The sequence below is a fragment of the Candidatus Liberimonas magnetica genome (genome assembly GCA_020523885.1).
Classification (GTDB): Bacteria; Elusimicrobiota; Endomicrobiia; order Endomicrobiales; family JAFGIL01; genus Liberimonas; species Liberimonas magnetica.
The window spans coordinates 32,797-54,515 of the sequence record JAJAPY010000022.1 but is presented as its reverse complement, the minus strand read 5'-3'; the positions used below and the strand labels follow the sequence as shown (position 1 = coordinate 54,515).

Sequence of the window (21,719 nt, the reverse complement as noted above, 5' to 3'; positions counted from 1 at the left end):
CTAACAAACCCACTACAAACCATGTCAATTTTGCACTAGCAACTTGAACTTGGTGCCCATAAAACAACGAAAAATATGAAGTTGTTATTTTCCGATTTATTTTCCTTAAATCTTTTAACAAATTGATACAGCCCGATAACTAAAAATGGAAGCCAGGGCCAGTAATTGTTTATAAGTATCTGAAAATATGCATACCAGGGGTTAAGAGAAGGGTTCCCTGAATATTCAACAGGGTATCCTTTGAAAGCAGTCATGAGAGCGACATTGAAATACTGGCTTATAAACTCATTGCCGTACTTTAAATACACGGCTATATGCCAGGGCATAAAAACTATAAAAGAAAGTATTATACCGCCGTAAAAATGTATATTCTTTAAAATACTAAATTCTTTCAATAAAAAGATATATGCAAAGATAACAGCCAATATAAATAGCCCTGGAATCTGCCTTGTCATTACGGCAAGGCCCGCAAAGAAACCCATCAGATAATAGGACTGCCATTTGTCCCGGGATTTTGCAACCCAGAACGACATCAGCGAAAGAGCAAAAAATACGCTGAATGGCCCGTCAGTTACCGCACTCCTTGAATGGTATAAATATTGCTGTGTAAATGTAAGTATCAACCCGGAAACAAAGGCTGTATAGAAATTCAGGTATTTGCTTACAAAAAACATCAAAGAAATTACGCCGATAAAACCAAGTATCGCAGACGGGAGCCGCATAGCAAAATTATTAAATGAGAAAACCTTTCCGGAAAGGGCGTTCATCCAAAACAGCATCGGAGGCTTGGAGGTATGAAAATCTTTTACATAGTTATATTTTGGCGTAAGATAGTCGCCGGTTCTTGCCATCTCTTTTGAAACTTCAGAATAGTAGCAATCGTCCCCGCCTAAATATGCTTCATTTAACCTGTGAAATATCACAAAAAAAGAAACTATCGTAAGAAATACAAACAATACCCGTTTATTTCCAGCAACATTTTCCCAATTAATATTCATAATATTCAACTTAATGGGAGACGGGAAACGGTAGATGGTAAACGGATTGATAAACACCTCAAGATTTTTACAAAAAACCATTTACCGTCTACCTTCTACCCTCTACCTTTTATAAATCTATTTTACTATTTCCGGGGTTACAATTTCCTGGTCATGAGTGATTATGGTGGTTATTGACGATTTTGTCATATTGACTTTTACGCCTTCTGCTATCTTTAATTCTACTATCTCTCCTTTAACGCTTGATACTACGCCGTACATCCCGCCGCTCGTTATTACTTTATCGTCTTTTTTCAATGCATTTAACATTGCCTGGTGTTCTTTAGCTTTTTTCTGCTGCGGCCTTATCAGCAAAAAATAAAAAATTATAAAAATTACTATCAAAGGGAAGAAACTTCCCAATGCGCTCTGGGGCGATTGAGCCGCCTGCGCAAAAAGACTGGCCTTGAAACTCAATATCGTGCTAATCAATAAAAAAAACCTGGTTTTCATTAATTCCTCCCGTATGTTTTGTCCCGCCAAGGCGGGGCCGCCACATCACCATAATAACAGTTATCAATTGTCGTAATCAAAACTGTTGATGATTTTATCAGCGGTCTATTTTTTCTTTTTCTTCTGCTATTATTATCAAATTTGCGGCTTTGACAGCGATAGATCTATCGCTGTCATCAAGAAAGGTGTCCAATATTTTTACATCTTTTATAGTGATTATTTTTTCAAGGGAATCAAGTACCTCTGATTTACCGTCTTTGCTATCACTTTTTAGGATTTTTAATAAATAACTTTTTCCGTTACCGTCACCGAGTAAACACAAAGCTTCAGCAGCCGATATCCTTACCAGGCCGTTCGGGTCTTCAAGCATGTTTTCTAAGGAATCTACAGCTCCCTTGTTGCCAAGCATTCCAAGAGCAGCCACGGCTTTTTGCCTTACGATAATATCCTCGTCTTTTAAAAGCCCCTTTATGGCATAAAAGCTCTCTTTATCGTTCAACTTTGCAAGAGCGGTTATAGATGCCGCCTTTACATCCCTGCTCCAGTCTTTTAATCTTTCGCGTATTTTAGGTATATAACTCGGGTCTCCTATATTACCCAAAGCCTGCGCAGCCACTTCTCTTACTTGCGGTTTTGTGCTTTTTAACGCTGAAGCAAAATCATCTTTTGCTTTACGGTCACCAAGTTTCGCCAGGGATAGGAGGCAGGCATCTACTACTCTGCCGTCGTCATCATCAAGAGTTTTAGTTAATAAAGGAACAGAACCTATATCTTTTATTTCACCAAGCGCAATGGCTGCCTTAACTCGGACCGTCCCTTGAGTGATAGCCTTCATACGTGCGGCTACATCAATTTTTTCGGAGAGTTTCGGCTTGTTCGCTAAAATTTCCCTTAAGACGGGGATGCCGGACCTGTTCTCTAATTTAAAAAGAGACCGCGCTGCTTCTACTTTAATAAAATCACTTTCATCATCGAGCAATTTTATTAAAGTTGGGATACATTCCTTTCCAATATTCGGAAGCATGCCTATAGAAAGGAGGCGCACTTCACGGTTTTGGTCGGTAAGGCCGGATTGAAGGATTATAGCAGCATCATTATAAATATTCTTCTTTGCCATTACATTAGAGACAAGAAGAATATTCAACACTGAAAATACAATGATTTTTGATGATTTATTGAGCATATTGCTGAAAAAATATTTTTTTTTCTTTGTAAAAGCTATCCTGAATAATTGCTGTTCGAATTTTGGCTGTTAATTTTATCATAAAATTAATGTTATGTAAAGTTAAAAGCCTAAGCACTAAAAGCTCCTGGGCCCTGAATAAATGGTTCAAGTATGCCCTGTTATAAGTTTTACATGTCATACAGTCACATTCAGGGTCTAAAGGCCTGAAATCCCTTATATATTCAGTGTTTTTTATATTTACTTTTCCGCTTGAAGTAAATGCCTGCCCGTTCCTGCCGTTCCTGGTTGGAAGCACGCAATCGAACATATCAACCCCGTGCTCTACACAATCCCATAGATCCTGCGGCATGCCGATACCCATTGCATAGTGCGGCTTTTGTGTCGGCAGTATAGGAAGGACTGTTTTTAATACTTCAAGTATTTCTTCTTTGGGCTCACCGACAGCCAGGCCGCCTATTGCATAGCCGGGAAAATCAATTTCAACGGTCTTAAGAGCGCTTTCCCTGCGCAAATCCTTATATACGGAACCCTGAACTATGCCGAATAGAAGCTGACGGCTCTTATTATCCTGTTCGATTTTGATTTTACATCTTCTTGCCCATTCAAGGCTTAAATCCATGGAACGTTTTGCATACTCATACGAGCAGGGATAAGGAGGGCATTCGTCAAAACACATGATTATGTCTGCACCCAGCTTCTGCTGGATCTCGATCGATTTTTCCGGGCTTAAATAATGTTTTGAGCCGTCAATATGAGACTGAAATTCTACGCCGTCATTATCTATTTTACGTAAAGTAGCAAGGGAAAACACCTGAAATCCGCCTGAATCGGTCAGTACAGGTTTTTCCCAGCCGATAAATTTATGTATACCTCCGGACTCCTGAATAATATCAGCGCCCGGCCTCAGGTATAGATGATACGCATTGGATAGTATTATCTCCGCACCCGATTCATTCAGCTCTCTTGAAGACAAGGTTTTTACCGTGCCCTGAGTCCCAACCGGCATGAATACAGGAGTATTTATCTCACCATGAGAAGTTTTAAGAACTCCAGTACGCGCAGAACATTCCAATGATCGTTTAGATATTTTAAACATAATATTTACCAGCGTATAGAGGACTTTGACTTTCCTATACGCTACACGCTAAACGCTGTACGCTATCAAAGAATAAGCATCGCATCGCCATAAGAATAAAATCTGTAACTTAATTGTATCGCCTTTTTGTACGCATCAAGTATCGTTTTTCTTGACGCAAACGAAGAAACAAGTAATAAAGGTGTTGACCTCGGCAGATGGAAATTTGTTATAAGGGCATCCACAACACCAAATTTATACCCTGGATGGATAAAAAGATCGGTTTCACCGAAACTTTTTTCGCTGCCCCTTGAAAATGCGGATTCAAGCGCTCTAACCGCGGTAGTTCCGGTTGCAAAAACTTTTTTACCTTTTTTTCTTGCTTCTTTTATTTTGTCTATGTCTTTTTGATTGATAGAATAATGTTCCGGCAGCATAAAATGCCGGGTAATATCCTGCGCTTTGACGGGCCGGAATGTTCCCCAGCCTACATGAAGAATTACCTCAATTATCTCAATTCCCCTTTCATTGATATCCTTTAAAAGTTCTTTGGTAAAATGAAGCCCTGCAGTAGGCGAAGCGATAGACCCGTCTTCTTTTGAATATACGGTCTGATAATTTTCAGCATCAAAGTTTTTTAAAGGGCTGTTATTAACTTTATCGCGCTTTATATAAGGAGGCAACGGCATTTGTCCGTATTCACTAAGGACCTGTTTTAAAAACGGGCCAGATAGTTTTATTACATATTCACCTAACTCATTTTTTCCCGATACAACAGCCTCTAAATTATCCGGGAATATTATTTTTTTATTAAGAGGAATCGGGGGTTTTAGTAGAGCTAAAGCTTTTCTATCATTCATATCGGCTTCATTTACATTGAGGAATAAGGCCTCTACCCTGCCGCCCGTCTCCCTCTTTCCAAAAATCCGGGCAGGCACGACCTTTGTTTTATTTATGACTAACAGATCTCCGGGATTTAAGTAGTCTGCTATATCCTTAAATGACCTGTGTGTTATTTCTCCGGTATGACGGCCTAACACCAGCAGTTTTGCTTCGTCTCTTTTTTCCAAAGGTTTTTGAGCTATAAGTTCCTTGGGAAGAGTGTAATCGTATGATGCAAGCAATAAATCCGTTTCAGTTTCCATTTTGTTAATATACTCTATTTTAACGTAGAGCGTAGAGCGGATAGCTTATATGAAACTTCAAACTCCATTTAAGTTTTAGTTTTTCTATACGCTCTACGCTATCCGCTAAACACTAATTCCTATTTCCACTTCTCGATACTAGTTTTTGGGAAATAATATTTTAATATCTGTTTATAATCGTATCCTTTTTCAGCCATCTTTTTTGTCCCCCACTGGCACATACCTACCCCATGGCCCCAGCCTGAACCTGCAAAGACAAATTTCGTGCCCTTTTTCTTTATTGAATCTATATAAGTGCTTTTTATAAGGTACGTATCTACGAAAAGCCTGAACTTTGCAGCATTTATAGCCACACTTTTTTTCTCGCCTGTTACCTTTAAATTTCTAACCCTGCCGGAACCTGTCCTGCCTGCGCCGCTTATTCTTTTTATTTCACCTACATCGTAACCTGCTGTATTTAATTTTTTCCTTATATATTCCGCGCTAAGCTCATTTTTCCAGTTATTGTGAGGGCTGTTCTTGCAAAACCTGCATGTATGTCCCATAAGGTACTTCGGCACTTCTTCTCCGTAATTCCATACTTCATTCGGGTCTTCAGTATGCCCTCCGCAGGCAGCGTGAAAAAAAACATGAGCAAGCTTATCTTTAAAAATAATGACCTCTCCCCTTGTTTCTTCAACGGCCTTGTTGGACCTTGAATCTTCCGATTCAACTCCGCCGTAAACCTGGCAATGGACCGTGTTACAAAGGTCAAAATCATCTTTCTCGTGCTTGCCTATGTTCTGCAGGGCATAGGTCCTGCTTATAACAGCCTGAGCCTTTAAGGATTCAAGCGGCCACTCCGGGCTTACTTCCCTCGGCAGTATACCGTAAATATAATCTTCAAGCCCCAGCTCATTGACTAAAGAAAGCCTGCCGTCTTTACATAAGATCAAAAGGCTGTCGCGGTAATGCTTGCCGTCTATGGTTACCCTGTCCTTGGGATTTTTTGCCATCAGCCTTACTGGTGATTCAAAACTAAAACCGTTAAATCTAATTTTTGCGCCTTGGCCGCGCACCAGGTAAATATCGGATGACTTTACATCTTCCCTTTTACCGCTTTTAAGTTCAGAAGCATAATAATCGCCTTCACAACTCACATTAAATGATTTCTGATCTTGCAGTATCCCTATTTTAACTGTTGTTGCAGGAAATTGTTTGGAGTATGCATTAACAGCTAAAAAGTTGAAGAAATAAAATAATACAACCAATTTATATATCATATTTTTTAAAACCCTGATTACGGAGATTGAACTTCAGATTACTCTGATTACACTTGGCAGTAAATCTGTGTAATCAGGGCTTAATGAAAAATTAAAGATAAGAAAAAGTGCAAGCTCTTAAACAAAAACTATGCAAAAACCGTGCACTTATGACTACATTTTTATCAAACTATTAATTGAATATTCAATAAGTAATTTCATTTTTCAGTAAGCCCTATCACTACTTCGTTAAATCGAATATCATACGAAACTCTTTCTTCTTCGGTATCTTTGCGAGGAGCGAAGCGACGTAGCAATCTCCAAAACGTCGAGATTGTTCGCCTCTGGCTCGCAATGGTAAAAGCTCACTTAACGAAGTAGTGCTATTTATGTTTGAAAACCAGTAAAATAACCGTCAAAATTATACTTAATACTACACAGGTAACCAGCGGAAAATAAAACGTGAAATTACCTTTTCTTATAAGAATATCACCGGGCAGCTTGCCAACAAGCGGGATCTTGTCAAAAAACATTATAACAAACCCTATCCCGGCAGTAACTAATCCTATAATTATAAAAACCTTACCTATAACCTGTGGCATAACTTTTATTACCCTTTTCCTTTATACCTTTCTCCCGCCAAGTCCGATTATTCTGTCGGACTCCGTATAGAAGCATCGGAGGCAGGATGTCACATTATTTAAAGTCCCGCCGAGACGGGACGGCTCTTGCCGAAGGATTTCCACCTTTATCTCTGTGCCTTTGTTCTTCTCTTTCCTTCTTTGACAGGAGGCAACCGCAATATTTTTGTATATAATAACCTTGATTCCTTGATAGGTCTTTGCCTTTATAATAACTTTTCCTTAAATCTCTGTAAACAAAGTTAGAGCCGTGTTTTTTTGATGCTTCGGTACCTGCCTCAAGGATAAGATCGTGCATTTGATAAGGGCTTGAAAGAAGCGTTGTTGAAAAATAATCAATATTCATTTTTTTTGCCGTAAGTGCAGTTTCGTTTAACCTCACTAAGTAACAAGCCCTGCATCTGGAGGCTTTGTCTTTCCATCTTCCCTGATCCCAGATATCGCATGACACCAAGGATCCGAAATACACAGGGATATCCAAGGATTTAATATACAACTCGAAAGATATTTTTCTTTTATCGTATTCTTCTTTAGGCTGGATATTCGGGTTGAACCAAAAGCTGGTTATTTCAAAATCTTTTTTTAAATCTTCGACAATTGCAGGAGAGCAAGGTACACAGCAGTGGTGCAGGAGTATCTTCATTTCAAAAGCTCCTGAGCTATGTCGGTATGACAGGGAACTTCATTTTCCAACGGCATGTTTAGAGGTATATTATATTCCTTTGAAAGCTTGTCTAAAACCTCATTTATCCGGCTTGAGTATAAGCTATCGGGTATTATTTTCCCGTTGTAAAGCTCAAGGAATTCATCTTTGTGCTTTGGATATTTGTTGCTGATAAATTCAGTTATTTTTTCTTTATGGACATTTGAATCAATATTAAAAACTCCAGGTAAAATATACCGGGCATCACTTTTTACAAAGTCGAAAACTTCTTCAAGTGCTGATGCTGAATCATTTATAAAAGGAATTATAGGAGCAAGCGTAATCCCGGCTAAAATGCCCTGCTTTTTTAATTCCTGCAAAAGGTTCAACCGTAATTCAAGGATATTAATATCCGGCTCCAATAATTGAGAAAGTTTATTGTCAGAGGTAGAAATAGAAACGGTGACAGCCAATAGGCCTTCTCCAGAATAACTCCTTAACAGCTCAATATCCCGAAGGATGGTATTTGATTTAGTAAAAATATGGACCGGATATTTATGCTTTATTATGATCTCAAGGCTGTGGTGGGTTAGATTATATTTTTTCTCAAGGTCACTATAGGGTTCAGTCATAGATCCAAATCCTATAGGATATTTTTGCGTTCCTTCCGACAAATTCTTTTCAAGAAAATGCAAATAATCTGTCTTTACTCCCACCCTGTTCGTTTTGGCAAACGGGCAATAAACACAACTATACATACAGTTTATATAAGGGTTTAATGTCGCAGATACCTTAAATACAGAATGGATGTCTTTTAGGACATTAAGGCATGAACCGCATTTTATAAAATCAATTTTTTCCATAATAAAATGATAAAGACAGTTTATATCAAAAACATGAAAATATAAGCTGTCTTTTTAAAGGTAACTATGTAAACAACTCGCCTTTAGGCACATTAGGATTTTTTAATCCTAAATGGTTGTAGGTATTTTCAGTAACGATACGGCCTCTGGGGGTACGCGCTAAAAAACCTGACTGAATCAAGTATGGCTCATAAACATCGCTTATAGTATCAACCGCTTCACTGACCGCCACCGCTATAGTTTCAAGCCCGACTGGGCCGCCGGAAAACTTCTTGATTATTGTTTCAAGTATCCGCCTGTCCATATAATCAAGGCCTGCTTCGTCAATATCAAGGGCTTTCAGAGAACTGGAAGCGATATCTTTGTCTATCCTGCCATTTGACTTTACATCGGCAAAATCCCTGATCCTGCGTAAAAGCCTGTTGACTATCCTTGGTGTACCCCTTGACCTTTGAGCTATTTCCGTCTTGGCATCTTGTTCGATTTCAATATTTAGGATCCTGCTTGAGCGGTCCACTATCTTAGTTAACTCTTCAAGGTCATAAAAAGTAAGATGGCTGACTATCCCGAAGCGTTCTCTTAATGGGCTTGAAAGAAGGCCTGAACGGGTTGTTGCGCCGACCAATGTAAATTTTGGGATAGGAAGTTTGAGGGTTTTTGCCGACGGGCCTTGTCCGATAATTATATCTAGTTCAAAATCTTCCATAACAGGATACAATGATTCTTCTACCAGATGATTCATCCTGTGTATCTCATCGATGAACAGGACATCTCCTTCGGAAAGGTTTGTAAGGATTGCGGCAAGGTCTCCCACACGCTCCAAGACAGGGCCTGATGTGGAACGTAAATTTGCCCCCATTTCACGGGATATTATATGAGACAGCGTGGTTTTACCAAGCCCGGGTGGAGAATAAAAAAGACAATGGTCAAGAGGCTCTTTTCGTTTCTTTGCCGCCTCTATAAAGACTTTTAAATTACTTTTAAGCTTTTCCTGCCCGATAAACTCATCAAGGCTTTGCGGCCTTAAAGTATTTTCAACTTTAACTTCTTCTATTGTTACTTCGCCGTCAATGATCCTTTTATCTTCTTGTTTCACCTGAAAATACCTCTTAAATTGCTTTTAGATGCTGAATAATATTGTAACTTCAAAATATAAGTTAAATTCTATCAAATCTCAGGTGACCCGCCTAAGCTGTCCGCCAAAGATTCAAAGGCGAACGTCCAGTGCAGGCGGGTCATAAATATTTTAACGCTCTTTTAATTATTTCCTCTACGGGAACAGCTTTTTTATTTTTGTCTAAGGACCTTTCAACAGCATCTCTTGCCTGGCCTTCTTTGTAGCCCAGTGCTATCAACCCAAAAATAGCTTCTGTTTCAATGCTTGAATCGATCGAAGAAGGCCATTTTTGTTTGCCGCTGATTTGAATCTCTGCTATCTTATCTTTAAGGCTGGATATTACTTTTTCTGCCGTCTTTTTCGTAAAACCAAAAACACCTGTTAAGATAGATATATCTTTTCTTACAATTGCCTGCCGGAAATCAGGAAGAGATTTTGATACTTTGTCCAGGTAATCAAGGGCTTTCTTTGCACCTGCTCCGGGTATCTCTTCTTTTAAAAGCAGGTATATCTCGCGCTCTTCTTCTGATAAGAAACCGTACAAAGTCGTTCCCCCTGCATACATTGAAAAAGACTCGACTATATACAGCTTTACTTCGTGGCCTATATCAGGAAGTCTTTCGACTGCAGATTGAGGTGTCATAACTTCATACCCTACACCGCCTGCATCGATAACAACTTTATTTAAACTTTTTTTGTCCAGCTTGCCTTTTAGATGCGTAATCATAGTTAAACCTAAATTAAAAATTATATATCAAAATGTAAAATTAAGGTATTCGCCTTTTCGGCGAATAATTTAAACTCGTTCTCTGGAAGAGAACACCTGAATTTCTGATTTTTGATTTTTTATTTTTGATTTTCATATATTGGCTTTCAATTTGAAATTGCTTGTATTAATATGGCATATCGCAAGCGCCAGGGCGTCGGCGGCGTCATCCGGCTGAGGTATTTCTTTCATGGCCAGGATTATTTTTACCATCTGCTGTATTTGTTTTTTATCCGCAGACCCGTAACCGGTAAGTGCCATTTTCACATGCCTTGGGTTATACTCATAAACCGGCAGGTTCTTCAAGCCCGCTGTAATAAGTATCGCCCCTCGTGCCTGACCTACAGAAGCTATAGTCCGTGCTTCTTTTGAAAAAAATAATTCCTCGATCGCCATCACTTCTGGGGAATACTCTTCAATAACTTTATTCAAAGTAAAATATATGTTTTTAAGCCTTTCGATCAAAGGTGAGGAGGGTTTTGTTTTTATGCAGCCATAATTTTTTAAGACCAGCCGGTCATTCGTCCCCCTGATTATTACTCCCCATCCAGTCATTGACAAACCAGGGTCTACCCCCAAAACAATCGTGCTTTTATTTTTAGATTCATCTATCATTTACTTATCAGCGGATAGCGTTTAGCGTAGAGCGTAGAGAAAAACTAAAATATGGATGGATCTTTACTTTTCTATACGCTATTCCAGGTTTCCTATCCTTTCCATTTCTTCTTTGGAAATATCAAAATTCGCATAAACATTCTTAACATCATCATGAGCTTCCAGCTCGTCAATTATTTTAAGCATATTCTCGGCATCTTTTCCGTTAAGCTGTATATAGGTTTGCGGCTGGGGCGCCACCTCTGCCACTGAGACAGGGACTCCCTTTGCTTCAAGCCCTTTTTTTATTTCTTCGAAATTCTCAGGTTTTGTAAAGATCTCATAGACCTCTTCATCGTCGGTTTTCATATCCTCGGCTCCGAGTTCCAGGATAAGGTTGAGCAGTTTTTCTTCGTCGTAATTTTTCTTTTCAACCGCGATATAACCCTTAGTTTTAAACATCCAAGAGACGCACCCTGTTTCGCCCAGGTTACCGTTGCGCTTTGAAAAAATATTTCTTATTTCCGATGATGTGCGGTTCTTGTTGTCGGTGGTTATTTCTACCATGACCGCGACCCCGCCCGGGCCGTAACCCTCATAGGACAATTCTTCGTAAACTACCCCGGGTATTTCACCGGTGCCGCGCTGAATTGCTTTTTTAATATTGTCCTGCGGCATGTTAGCCTCTTTTGCTAATTCTATGGCTTTTCTTAGCCGTGCATTGTTTTCAATGCTTCCACCGCCCGCTCTTGCAGCGACAGCTATTTCACGCACTATTTTCGTAAATATCTTGCCTCTTTTGGCATCTATTGCGCCCTTCTTATGTTTAATACCTGCCCACCTTGAATGACCTGACATATTAAGACTCCTATAATAAATTATTGCAAAATGCAAATCCTTTTAAAAGGACATTCGTAATTATTTTTTTTACGTAATTCGGTTCTTTAAACTGCATTTTTTATTTTACACTTTACACTTTTCATTTGTTAACTAGATATTTTTACTAAATTCTATATATATTGTCAATAAAACTATACTTACTAAATGCAATATACCAGCGTAATATTTGACTAAAAAATACTAAATAGCCTCTTGTGTTTTGTGATTATTTATATATAATTGACGCATAAGCCTTGTTAATTTTGTCATACACTTTAGCAACGTCAATTTTATTACTATATTTTGAATATAAATAAAATAAAAAATGTTCTAGCTCATAATTTGAACGCTCTATTTCATTCATACCCATCTCTTTTAGCACATAATCATACCCTTCTATCATATCGGTCAGTTTATATTTCCATTTAAGCCCTTCTGTCTCATCAAAAGAAAACTGACTCAGCCCTTTCAATTCATTCCGTACATATTTATAAGTATCTATCTTTGAAATATTCTTAATACCGTAACATTTGTGGTCAGAATACATCCGGCTCTCGAACTGTAAATGGAATATATTGTAGTAGGTTGTATTAATGAGGCTTTTATTCCTGTTAAGAAAATCTATTGTCATTTTTAAATCATCTCTTGTTTCGTGCGGGAAACCGCATATGATCTCTATACCGGACCAAATCCCTGCTTCATTTGTCCAGGAAAGTATTTTTTCCAGCCGCTTAAGATTTATCTCCTTATTGATATATCTTAACAACCTGGGGCTTGCCGTTTCCAGGCCATAAACGAGCCTTATGCACCCGGCTTTCCTCATCTTGAGAAGCGTCTCTCTGTCAAGATTATCTGCCCTTGCACAATCGCACCACAAAATGTCCAGCTCTGAATTTATTATCCCATCACAAAGTTCATTTATATATTTTTTCGAAACATTTATCGTATTGTCCAAAAAGAAAAAGTATTTTACGGCATATTTTTCCTTGAAATTTTTTAAGTATTCAATAACCTTTTTAGGGTTTAAAGAAAGCAACATGTTCGGGGCTGAATCAACGCAAAAAGCACATTCATTTGAACAACCTTCCAGTAAAATAAAAGGTGCCACTATTATTTCACTGTTATTAAAATCTTCCAATATGCTTTTAACACCGTTTTGAGTATCACTGAGTTTTTGTTTTCGCTGATTTTGATATACGTAATAACTTAATTGAAGGCCATTATAGTCAGGGATAATTTCCAGTTTAACGCGCTGATGTGAAGATATCAGCTTACCGTTCTTCTTTATTTCAATATCAGGGACATTATCGATGCATACCCCATACTTTAATGCCATTAACAACTTTAAAAGCGTTTTCTCACCTTTACCCTCTATAACAAAATCTATATTATCGAGGTCATAAGTCAGTATTTTTGCAGTTGTACTGTTGTGGCCACCGACTATTATTATTGGATTATGTTTATTTTTTAAATATTTAGTAAAAGCTAAAGCGAACATATAACTGCTTATGTTTGTGAAGAGAACAGGTATTGAAAGAAGGATGACTTTATAGCCATTTAATTGAGTTTTATCTTCCATCTTTTCCATCAGAGAATCGATATATCGGTCCTTATTGCCGTTTGAATATGCAATTATTCTTTTCTCATCAAAGAACACATTTTTATCTATCTTGTCTTTTTCACAACCCGACATGTTATCGCGGTTAATCTTTACGTATAGGTCATCCTGATCGATAGTTATACTGTTAGACCTCAGGTACGAAACTATCCGGCCCATGCCTATAGGAATAAGAAAACAACAATCCGTGTCATCTTTCAGTTCATTTTCAAAATATGGAGTCCTTATTATTTTAACTTTGAACTCTTCATCTGCTATTTTTTTCTTGCCGGTTCTTTTAAAAAAATCAACAAGTTTATTATTATATTCTTTATCCTCAATATTTTCATTCTCGATGAATTTATAACCTGTTTCTAAACATAGATCAAATTTTTTCAACTTCTTATATATCCTGTTCAGTTTAAAAAGCATGTCTTGCGACGGGGCTGTTTCCTGAACACACCTGAACTCTTCTGCAGCAGAAGAGTATTGTCCGCTTCTATAATAGGCCTCGCCTATCATTAGGTGTACATCTGTATTAGCCATGCCCATAAGCATAGCTTTTTTATACTCCTCAATAGCTTTACTGTATTCTTTCTTTAGATCATATGCCTGTGCTAATGCCAGGTGTAAATCTGCATTATTCGTAGTTTTATTTATCGCTTTTTTGTAACCTTTTATCTCCCTGTCTATCTTACTTACCCGCGCTGATAAAAGCCGTTTTCTTACTTTGTCTACCCATTCTTTTATCGTTTGTTTATGCCCGTCTATCACACAGGTATGATGGCCTGCATTTTCACAAATAGAGTCTATCTCTATTTCAGATTCTAGCATTGCATGCCCTGATTTGATTAACTCTAAGAGTATTTTTAATGCCTGAATATTATGCCTCTGTGACTTGTATACTTTTGCCAGCAACAGGTATGCATATTTGTTCTCATCACAAATACTTATTGCTTTTTTCAACTCTTTTTCTGCATACTGCATTTTATTTTGAATATAATATTCTTTCCCAAGCTCAAAATGTCCTTGTTCGCTTTTGGGGTTCAATTTTATTGCTTGTAAGAAATATTTTTCAGATTCTTCGTATTTGCCTTGATTGAGCAAGCTTTTGCCAAGCTCTATGTTTTCTTGAAAACCCATTGGTAAATTCCCGACCTGTTTTTTTCGTTTTAACATTTTTTTACCTAAATTTATTTTTATGTTTTTTTGTTATTATACTAAATATATTCTTATATTGCTATTTTTATTTAACCCTTAAACAAAAATCACCGTACAAATTATTATCCAAAAGTTGCTGCTTCTTTATTTATAGGTTTTATACCGTGTGTTTGGTTTATTTGGAAGTTTTTGCGGAGATTTTTGGAAGCCCGTCATCAAGAAAAGTCTTAAGAGAATCCTTAGAAACCCAATAGCTTCTTCCTATCCTTTGGGCTGCAAGTTTGTTTTCCCTTATTTTCCTCAAGAGCGTCACCTTATGTACATTTAGTTCTTTTGCCAATGCGGCAATATCAATTATTTCTAGTTCACCATTAAAAAATTTTTTTATAGCCATTTTTATATCCAATTATTAACAATAAATTAAATTGTCCATGACTTTATTATTTCACTACGATGTTATAATGGAAATTTATTAACCTTATCGCTTTTTTTATCTTTCTCCCGATCTTAAATAGGAACAAATGAAACTCATGTTTCAGATGGATTTCGCCGACTTGAAATCTGAATAAAGCCTTGCTTACCATTCCCATGTTACCTCCCTTTTAATAAATATTTTCGCAAATAGACTTAATATATTTAATACCGAGCTATAATTGGTAATAATATAATATATTCTTTTTAGTTTGTCAAGATGATTATATAATATTTTATTATTCTTTTAAATACTTTTAAGAAAAGGTATTACGCAGATTAAAAATAGGATTGTAGTGATTAGAAACCACAAAAATCAACCATTACGGGCTTACGCCCGTAGTATGAAATCTGAATGCAGACTAAAGCCTGTCCGCCTTTGGCGGAACCTGATACACCCCCGTGCTTAGTCACAGGGAACTTTTAAGGTTTGATTAGAGAAATTAAGAGAGGTTTGGAAGAATAAGAATACTAATGATAAGATTTTAAAAGTAGGTATTTGAAATTTAAGATCATTGAAAAACTCATCGAGTATCTTGATTGTACAGATTGTAAAATCGGATTACATAGATGAACTGCCAGGACTTAATCTGTGTAATCATTTTTTGAAAATTTGTACCCTAAAGGGATTTCATTAAGTAACGCTAAAGAAGTCATAATCAGAGATTGTTGGAGGTTTTTCAAGAATCTCAGGTTTTTACTGCCTGTTCTGTACAGGAGTATAGAGGATTGAATTTATCCTTGGAAGGATCTGTTTTGCGGTATCATTTTTCGGGTCTATCCTGAGGATGTCTTCAAAGGTTCTTTTTGCAAGGTCATACTTCTTGGTCTCAAAATATAACAGCCCTAGATTAGTCATGGCAAGCGGGTTGCTAGGCCTAAGACGTAAACTCTCGTTATATTCTTTTGCGGCTTTGTCGAAATCTTTTAATGTGAAATAAATATTTGCCAGGTAGAGCCTTGCCTTAAAACTATTCGGGGCGATCTCTACCAGGTGTTGACAGATCTTCAGCGCTTTTCCCCAGTTATTTGATTTTACGTTGATTTCAATATTGTTAAAAGAATTCTCTATATCGTCTATGAAAGGATCCTTTTTATTCGTTCTTAAAAGCACTATCCTTGCATTTCTTTTTGCAAGGTCAAAATCCGGATCGAGTGCAATAGCTTTTTTATATGCTTCCAGGGCTTCGTCGAATTTGTTAGTTTTTGTATAGAGGTACCCCATGTTGTTCCAGACGTCTTTGTTATCGGGAAATAACGTCGAACACTGCTTGAACAAAGCTATCCCTGAAGCATTGTAACGGTCCGGGTCCTGTAAAAAAATACTGCCCAGGGCAGAATATGCTTCCATAGAAACAGGGTTTATATAAAGAGCCCGGGTATATTCAGGAAGCGCTTCATTCACCTTTCCCATCTGGACAAGGACCGTTGCCATGTTGAAATATATTTCGTCATAACCTGCATTCGCCCTTAAAGACTCTTTATACATATAAATTGCCTTATCCCGCTGGTTAGACCTCGCATATGAATTTGCCAGTTCATAATTATTGTTTACTTCAAAACGCTGGTAATTATGGGCTTTTTCAAGCTCGGGTATAGATGCCATGATTTCATTCTGCTTGGATAATTTGAAACCCGCGAAATAATGGACCTCGCCCAGAAAATTACCTACATATCTTAATATAAAAAATACAAAAAATATTATTATAAAATAAAGCATTATTTGTTTAAATAACGGTTTTAGATCAACTTCTCTTCCCCTGTTCTGTTCAAGGCTTGCAAGAAGCCCCACGTTCCACCAGTATAAAAATCCGGGAATGGCAAAATGCAAAGATACGTTCAAAAGGTTGTCAAAAAGCATTCCTGCCAAAGAAGACAGCAGCGCTATTGATAAAAGACGCTCTTCCTTTTGAGTGTTTTTTATCATAAAATACCCGAAACTAAAAACGCTGAATATGAGCCACAAATAGATCCCGAAACCCAAAGTGCCTGTTTGAGACCATATTTCAAGGATCTCATTATGGCAATTGTTGGCATGAGTACGGAGCCCGTGATATGCCCTTAAGAACAAATGCCTGCCCTGATAAAAAGGATAGAACAACTCAAAACACCCCCATCCTTTTCCGATAACAGGTTTTTCAACTATCATGATCCAGGCGCATGACCATATAAGCCTTCGCTGATGGAAAGGCCCGTAATAATTTGTCTTCATCTGTTTGGCTTCTGTCAACCTCTCAATCACTGAAGGCTTATAACCAGAAACAGTGCTTTTAGGCCAAAAAATTATCGCAAAGAGCAGAATAAAGGACATCACAGTTACCATTGACTGTATTTTCTTAAAGAGTTCTTTTTCGTACACCCAGATAAAAAACAGTGTCATTATCATCGCTATAAAAGCGCCGAGCCAGGAAGAACGCGTCATAGTACACAGAAGGGCGGCAAAATTGCTTGAAAATACTATAAAGTAATAAAGTCTTGCCAAAGAAGACTTTGATTGGATATAAAAAACAAATATTACCGGGAATAACAGGACCAGGTATGATGACAGGAAATTCGGGTTGCCGAATGTGGAAACGCTTCTTCCCCCGAAAGGGTTTAGGACCTTGGACCAGATAAATTCTATACCGAAATATTGCAGAACACCGTAAACCGAAGCTATAAAACTTGCAAGAATAATTATATTAACAAACTTATTACGGGTTTCTTTGTTTAAGAAATATACCGGAATGTAATAGACAAGGACGGAATTGACTAAAAGGTAGAACCAGCGTTTGGAACCCTCGCTGTAAACAGAGTATTTTAAATAAGGGGTATTAAAATTCTCAAGAAGTATCACAAGCCAGGAAACTGTTGCGATCAATAGAAAAGCGCCCAGCTGAAGGTCAAGAGGTGTCCGGTAAAGTGTTACCTCCCTGTCTTTTATGCCTTTAACCAGCCAGGTTATCCATAATAAAAGAGTCAGGCTGTTTACCAAGACTATCTGAAAATAATAGGGGTTGCGTGTAAGGTCTGTAAAAAATATCAGCGGGGGTATGAATAAGGTTAAATAAAGTATATAGGAGAAAATTCTTTTCATTATTTCATTATTTAGCGCTGCTGAAATACCCTTTTCACATCAGGGTCGTTAGGATTTATTCTTCTCAGATTCTGCCACAAGACAGTAGCATTTTTTATATCTCCTTTTCTGCCGTAAATCGCAGCAAGGTTTTTCATAGCTATCTCAGAATCCGAATAAAGCTCCAATGCTTTTTTATAATATTTCTCGGCATTAGGTTCGTCATTTATCATAAAATGAAGGTTCCCTAAATTGACACAGGTCTCGGATAATTCGCGCCTGCGCCTTATTCCCCAATCTGCCACCCATGCATCGTGAGGATGATGCTGTAATTTTTCAGGGAAATTCAAATGTTCCAGGTATATCTGTTCCGCTTTGTCCCTTTGGCCGAGCTGCATATATATCCATGCTATTCTATAATAATTTAAAGGGAAAACAGGGTCGATCTCCTGATATAAATGAAATTCATGCAGAGCCTTGTCCCAAATCTCAACCTTTTGTTTATTAAGCTCGGCAGCCTTTGCATTATCTCCTTTTTTTTGGGCTTCCTGGGCCATCCGCTCTACATCTTCACCCCATTTAAGGTATATCAGGCCTGCCTGATGGTGAGACTGCACGTAATTTGGCGCAAGTTTCCAGACATCCTTATATTTTCCTATAGAGCGGTTAACATCATCCGGCATCCAGCGGTCATTATAAACATTCCCCATAAAATAATGCGCCATTATAAAAGACGGGTTTTCCTTTACGACCATTTCATAATGCTTAAGCGCATTTGTCCAATCGCCCTGCTTTGAATAGTATATAGCCATATTATGATTCATGTCAGCATCAAAATATCCATAAAATATTATTACAAGATAAACAGCTATGCCGGCAATAGCGATCTGGAAAAACTGCCTGATAAATCTCGGGACCGAGTTAGTATTATTTACGAACGGTTTAGGAGTTTCTGGCAAAGGATTGTGTGTGTTCAAGGCGCCGATGATACCTATCAGGAGCCATAAAAAAACCCCTGACGAGACGAACCTCAGAGAAACGCATACAAGGTTGTGAACAAGCTGCGCCAGGAGTGCAGTTAAAACACCCAACTGGTAATAAGAGCGCACATCATTTTGCGAAGTTTCTTCGTCTTTTTTCCGGAATGTTTTCGTATTATTAAAACCCATTAATATAAACATCATTAAAAGCCAAAGGAATATTCCTATCCCGACATACCCTTCATCATACCAGACTTCTAAATATTCATCTTCGGGATGGTCGGTCTCGGTATTATGTTTTCCTTCAATATAGAAGATCTGCGGGCGCCTGAAAGAAGGGTAGGTTATATAAAATGTACCTATCCCTGTTCCAAGCCATGGATTGGTGTTTATCATTTCCCAGGTCGAAAGCCAGGTAAATATTCTGAACGATGCGCTGTCCGTCCGGCCTTTCAAATTCTTTCCTATCCCGAATGAAACGACTATTAATGTCCCTATCATCATAGCGAACAATATTTTTTGCAGTTTTTTCCTGTTCGCTTTTAAGAAATAACCTACTGCCAGAAATATGAAAATAACTACACCTGCGCCAAATCCAAGCCACGCACCTTTTGAATAGGTCCAATAAACATTCAATACGATCAACAACCATAAGACCATCAAATGCGGCTTCCTGGTGTACATGAACATAGCAAGCGTTATCGGGCTCATAATAACTAAAAAATCGCCGTAAAAATTAGGGTTCCCGAATGTGGAGAATACCCTGGTCCCAAATGCTCTTCTCCATATAAACGGATCAAGCCCGGGCTCAGGCGGGCCGGGGAAAAAAGCTGAATCTAAATACTGTATCAATCCATAGATCGTTGCCACAAAAGCTGCAGCAATAAGCCAATTAAATAACGTCCTTAATTTTTCTTTGTTATCGAACTCTTTTATGACAATAACTGCAAACCCTATATAAATTATCCTGCGGGTTAGTTCATTAGCACTAGCAAGTTTAAAAGGAGAAAGTGCATACGATATTACACCGGAAACCAGGAAAGCAAACAAAGAAACCATGACAACAATATTGTTTTTTATAAAAGTAACAATATCTTCCTCAATTACTTTGATCAGCCAGGTAGCTAAGATTATCGCACCACCGATATCAATTAAGGTAATCTTTATCTGGGCTGAATCATACGTGCGCAAATAAAATGCAACGGAAATAAGAAAATACAGGATAGGAAGCCCGTAGGCGATAATTCTATCCGTAACATCAATTATTGTCTTGTTTACAAAGTTAGAAGATTCTGACATTTAACTGTTCCTTACTTTAGTGCGGCCCTATTATTTTACTTGAAAGGATCCCGCAAGCTTTGTTAAGGTCGCTTATTTCACTGATATCCTGTACTAAGGACTGGGAAACACTGCCGGATTCTACGTCGAACACATTCACTGCCACATAATAAACATCCGCTATTTTTGTTACCGAGCCCATAATTACTTTCTGGACTTTCAGCATCCTGCCTATTCTTAATGCACATTCAATTTCCTGGCATTCTTGATATTTCTGATCGCCTAAAGCTGATTCCATTTCCTGTGAATCCATAACGCTGAATTTTCCGCTTTTATTAAGGCTCATTCTTATGTAACTGGCAGCCGCATAAGCATTGACCAGAGAAACTCTTTTTGCTATAAAATTAGTTACGGCAACGCTCGTTATTTTCTTTTCTTCATCAATATTTTCAAATCTCTTTATAGAAAAAATAGGTTCATCCTGCTCTTTTAAATATTTTCTTCCCAGCCTGGCAGATAATGCCACTCTATGCGTTGATCCGAAATCCCCGTACGGCACCCAGGCATAGTCAAGCGAAAAACTTCCGAGTCTAAAACCCACTCCTCCTGAAAAATTAATATTAGGGAATTCTCCAAGGCCAGGGTCTTTGAACGGGTACTTATACCCTGCTCTTAAAGACAATGTTTTTGATATCTTATAATCAATACCAGTATGAAATTCAGATATCTGATCGCTGTAGCCTACAATTTCTCCTGCCCAGATCATATCATAACTTATTTTATTCCCAAGACCGAAATAAGCGCCTCTCGGCACGTCAAACCCCGCAGCCTGAGGGCCCATATTGATAACGCCGAAGTTAACCTGCACATCGTTTTTGGGGGCATAATAACCGCTTAAGGAAATCATCGCATCATAAGTATCTTTAGTATCAAGGTTTTCTTTTATGCCCTTTAAGCCTACGCCGTAAGAAAAAGTATCGGTCAGGTTTTGGCCGTAACCAAGGTTTAAAATAGCATCGGAAAAATTAAAATTACCCGCTTCAACAAATTGATCCGGGCTCGTGCTGTCATAAACCGTTCGATTAAGGCCGGTTATCCCGACATATCCTATAGAGCCCGAAAATGCTTTGTTTTCGCTGATAGGATAAACATAAGTCATCATGCTGTAACTTACGTCATTAATATAGACTAAATGTTCTACGTCTATTTTTTCTTCCAGGACCAAAGGTAAAATAGCAGGGTTATCTATAGCTACCTGAGAACTTACTATCCCATTAACACCGCCCATAGCCGCAGAATATGCTGACGGATTAACTTTCAATATCGGGAATATCGTTGTGCCGGGGCTTGCGCAGTAAGAATTAGCAGCAAAAAAGAGAACAGCGATCATCAAAACTAATAAAGTTTTTTTCATTATATGTTCGTTAATAATAAGCATTAGCCGAGGATGAGATTTGAACTCACGACCTACGGTTTACGAAACCGTTGCTCTACCGCTGAGCTACCTCGGCATACTTTCAAACTTAACCGGGGTCAT

At 38.0% G+C, this 21,719-nt stretch carries 18 protein-coding genes and 1 tRNA gene; all 19 read right to left on the bottom strand.

Annotated elements, in window-relative coordinates; genetic code table 11:
• Positions 1-35: 35 nt before the first annotated feature.
• Entirely contained in the window at positions 36-1,079 is a 1,044-nt protein-coding gene (locus tag LHV68_12655; protein MCB4792718.1) for a glycosyltransferase family 39 protein, read from the bottom strand.
• Positions 1,080-1,115: 36 nt separating this feature from the next.
• Complete coding sequence (gene yajC / locus LHV68_12650) at positions 1,116-1,490, bottom strand: preprotein translocase subunit YajC (GenBank protein ID MCB4792717.1); 375 nt, start codon at positions 1,488-1,490, stop codon at positions 1,116-1,118.
• Between the two features lie 97 nt (positions 1,491-1,587).
• Positions 1,588-2,673 (bottom strand): HEAT repeat domain-containing protein, encoded by a 1,086-nt coding sequence (locus LHV68_12645; protein MCB4792716.1) that lies wholly within the window; start codon positions 2,671-2,673, stop codon positions 1,588-1,590.
• A complete protein-coding gene (gene tgt / locus LHV68_12640) occupies positions 2,663-3,784 on the bottom strand; it encodes a tRNA guanosine(34) transglycosylase Tgt (protein ID MCB4792715.1) in 1,122 nt (373 codons plus the stop codon). Before tgt ends, LHV68_12645 begins: the two co-directional genes overlap by 11 nt.
• Positions 3,785-3,837: 53 nt before the next feature.
• Positions 3,838-4,896, bottom strand: coding sequence for a tRNA preQ1(34) S-adenosylmethionine ribosyltransferase-isomerase QueA (queA, locus tag LHV68_12635; GenBank protein MCB4792714.1), 1,059 nt, complete (start codon positions 4,894-4,896; stop codon positions 3,838-3,840).
• A gap of 119 nt (positions 4,897-5,015) precedes the next feature.
• Positions 5,016-6,158, bottom strand: a complete 1,143-nt coding sequence (locus LHV68_12630; protein ID MCB4792713.1) for a SpoIID/LytB domain-containing protein — start codon at positions 6,156-6,158, stop codon at positions 5,016-5,018.
• A 362-nt stretch (positions 6,159-6,520) separates the two neighbouring features.
• Entirely contained in the window at positions 6,521-6,739 is a 219-nt protein-coding gene (locus tag LHV68_12625; GenBank protein MCB4792712.1) for a DUF2905 domain-containing protein, read from the bottom strand.
• A gap of 94 nt (positions 6,740-6,833) precedes the next feature.
• Positions 6,834-7,421, bottom strand: coding sequence for an epoxyqueuosine reductase QueH (locus tag LHV68_12620; protein MCB4792711.1), 588 nt, complete (start codon positions 7,419-7,421; stop codon positions 6,834-6,836).
• Positions 7,418-8,284 (bottom strand): hypothetical protein, encoded by an 867-nt coding sequence (locus LHV68_12615; GenBank protein MCB4792710.1) that lies wholly within the window; start codon positions 8,282-8,284, stop codon positions 7,418-7,420. Before LHV68_12615 ends, LHV68_12620 begins: the two co-directional genes overlap by 4 nt.
• A 64-nt stretch (positions 8,285-8,348) precedes the next feature.
• Complete coding sequence (gene ruvB / locus LHV68_12610) at positions 8,349-9,380, bottom strand: Holliday junction branch migration DNA helicase RuvB (protein ID MCB4792709.1); 1,032 nt, start codon at positions 9,378-9,380, stop codon at positions 8,349-8,351.
• Between the two features lie 139 nt (positions 9,381-9,519).
• Positions 9,520-10,128: a Holliday junction branch migration protein RuvA gene (locus LHV68_12605; GenBank protein MCB4792708.1), complete on the bottom strand. Its 609-nt coding sequence runs from the start codon at positions 10,126-10,128 to the stop codon at positions 9,520-9,522.
• A gap of 132 nt (positions 10,129-10,260) precedes the next feature.
• The gene (ruvC, locus tag LHV68_12600; GenBank protein ID MCB4792707.1) at positions 10,261-10,782 is read right to left on the bottom strand and encodes a crossover junction endodeoxyribonuclease RuvC; all 522 of its coding nucleotides are present in this window, start codon (positions 10,780-10,782) and stop codon (positions 10,261-10,263) included.
• A 78-nt stretch (positions 10,783-10,860) separates the two neighbouring features.
• Complete coding sequence (locus LHV68_12595) at positions 10,861-11,619, bottom strand: YebC/PmpR family DNA-binding transcriptional regulator (protein MCB4792706.1); 759 nt, start codon at positions 11,617-11,619, stop codon at positions 10,861-10,863.
• A 247-nt stretch (positions 11,620-11,866) separates the two neighbouring features.
• A complete protein-coding gene (locus LHV68_12590; protein ID MCB4792705.1) occupies positions 11,867-14,380 on the bottom strand; it encodes a tetratricopeptide repeat protein in 2,514 nt (837 codons plus the stop codon).
• A gap of 193 nt (positions 14,381-14,573) precedes the next feature.
• Positions 14,574-14,792 carry an excisionase family DNA-binding protein gene (locus tag LHV68_12585; GenBank protein ID MCB4792704.1) on the bottom strand — a complete coding sequence of 73 codons (219 nt, stop codon included), beginning with the start codon at positions 14,790-14,792 and terminating at the stop codon, positions 14,574-14,576.
• A 774-nt stretch (positions 14,793-15,566) separates the two neighbouring features.
• Positions 15,567-17,945 (bottom strand): tetratricopeptide repeat protein, encoded by a 2,379-nt coding sequence (locus tag LHV68_12580; GenBank protein MCB4792703.1) that lies wholly within the window; start codon positions 17,943-17,945, stop codon positions 15,567-15,569.
• Positions 17,946-17,956: 11 nt separating this feature from the next.
• On the bottom strand, positions 17,957-20,203 hold the full coding sequence (locus LHV68_12575; GenBank protein ID MCB4792702.1) for an O-antigen ligase family protein: 2,247 nt from the start codon (positions 20,201-20,203) through the stop codon (positions 17,957-17,959).
• Between the two features lie 16 nt (positions 20,204-20,219).
• Positions 20,220-21,596 (bottom strand): DUF2380 domain-containing protein, encoded by a 1,377-nt coding sequence (locus tag LHV68_12570; GenBank protein MCB4792701.1) that lies wholly within the window; start codon positions 21,594-21,596, stop codon positions 20,220-20,222.
• A 25-nt stretch (positions 21,597-21,621) separates the two neighbouring features.
• Positions 21,622-21,693 (bottom strand) — tRNA-Thr (locus tag LHV68_12565).
• Between the last annotated feature and the right edge of the window lie 26 nt (positions 21,694-21,719).

Coding starts and splice junctions, on each gene's coding strand:
- LHV68_12570 (MCB4792701.1), bottom strand. CDS start 21,596: ATGAAAAAAACTTTATTAGTTTTGATGATCGCTGTTCTCTTTTTTGCT.
- queA (MCB4792714.1), bottom strand. CDS start 4,896: ATGGAAACTGAAACGGATTTATTGCTTGCATCATACGATTACACTCTT.
- LHV68_12585 (MCB4792704.1), bottom strand. CDS start 14,792: ATGGCTATAAAAAAATTTTTTAATGGTGAACTAGAAATAATTGATATT.
- LHV68_12655 (MCB4792718.1), bottom strand. CDS start 1,079: ATGGTTTTTTGTAAAAATCTTGAGGTGTTTATCAATCCGTTTACCATC.
- yajC (MCB4792717.1), bottom strand. CDS start 1,490: ATGAAAACCAGGTTTTTTTTATTGATTAGCACGATATTGAGTTTCAAG.
- LHV68_12630 (MCB4792713.1), bottom strand. CDS start 6,158: ATGATATATAAATTGGTTGTATTATTTTATTTCTTCAACTTTTTAGCT.
- LHV68_12595 (MCB4792706.1), bottom strand. CDS start 11,619: ATGTCAGGTCATTCAAGGTGGGCAGGTATTAAACATAAGAAGGGCGCA.
- LHV68_12625 (MCB4792712.1), bottom strand. CDS start 6,739: ATGCCACAGGTTATAGGTAAGGTTTTTATAATTATAGGATTAGTTACT.
- LHV68_12620 (MCB4792711.1), bottom strand. CDS start 7,421: ATGAAGATACTCCTGCACCACTGCTGTGTACCTTGCTCTCCTGCAATT.
- LHV68_12580 (MCB4792703.1), bottom strand. CDS start 17,945: ATGAAAAGAATTTTCTCCTATATACTTTATTTAACCTTATTCATACCC.
- LHV68_12575 (MCB4792702.1), bottom strand. CDS start 20,203: ATGTCAGAATCTTCTAACTTTGTAAACAAGACAATAATTGATGTTACG.
- LHV68_12590 (MCB4792705.1), bottom strand. CDS start 14,380: ATGGGTTTTCAAGAAAACATAGAGCTTGGCAAAAGCTTGCTCAATCAA.
- LHV68_12645 (MCB4792716.1), bottom strand. CDS start 2,673: ATGCTCAATAAATCATCAAAAATCATTGTATTTTCAGTGTTGAATATT.
- LHV68_12605 (MCB4792708.1), bottom strand. CDS start 10,128: ATGATTACGCATCTAAAAGGCAAGCTGGACAAAAAAAGTTTAAATAAA.
- LHV68_12615 (MCB4792710.1), bottom strand. CDS start 8,284: ATGGAAAAAATTGATTTTATAAAATGCGGTTCATGCCTTAATGTCCTA.
- ruvC (MCB4792707.1), bottom strand. CDS start 10,782: ATGATAGATGAATCTAAAAATAAAAGCACGATTGTTTTGGGGGTAGAC.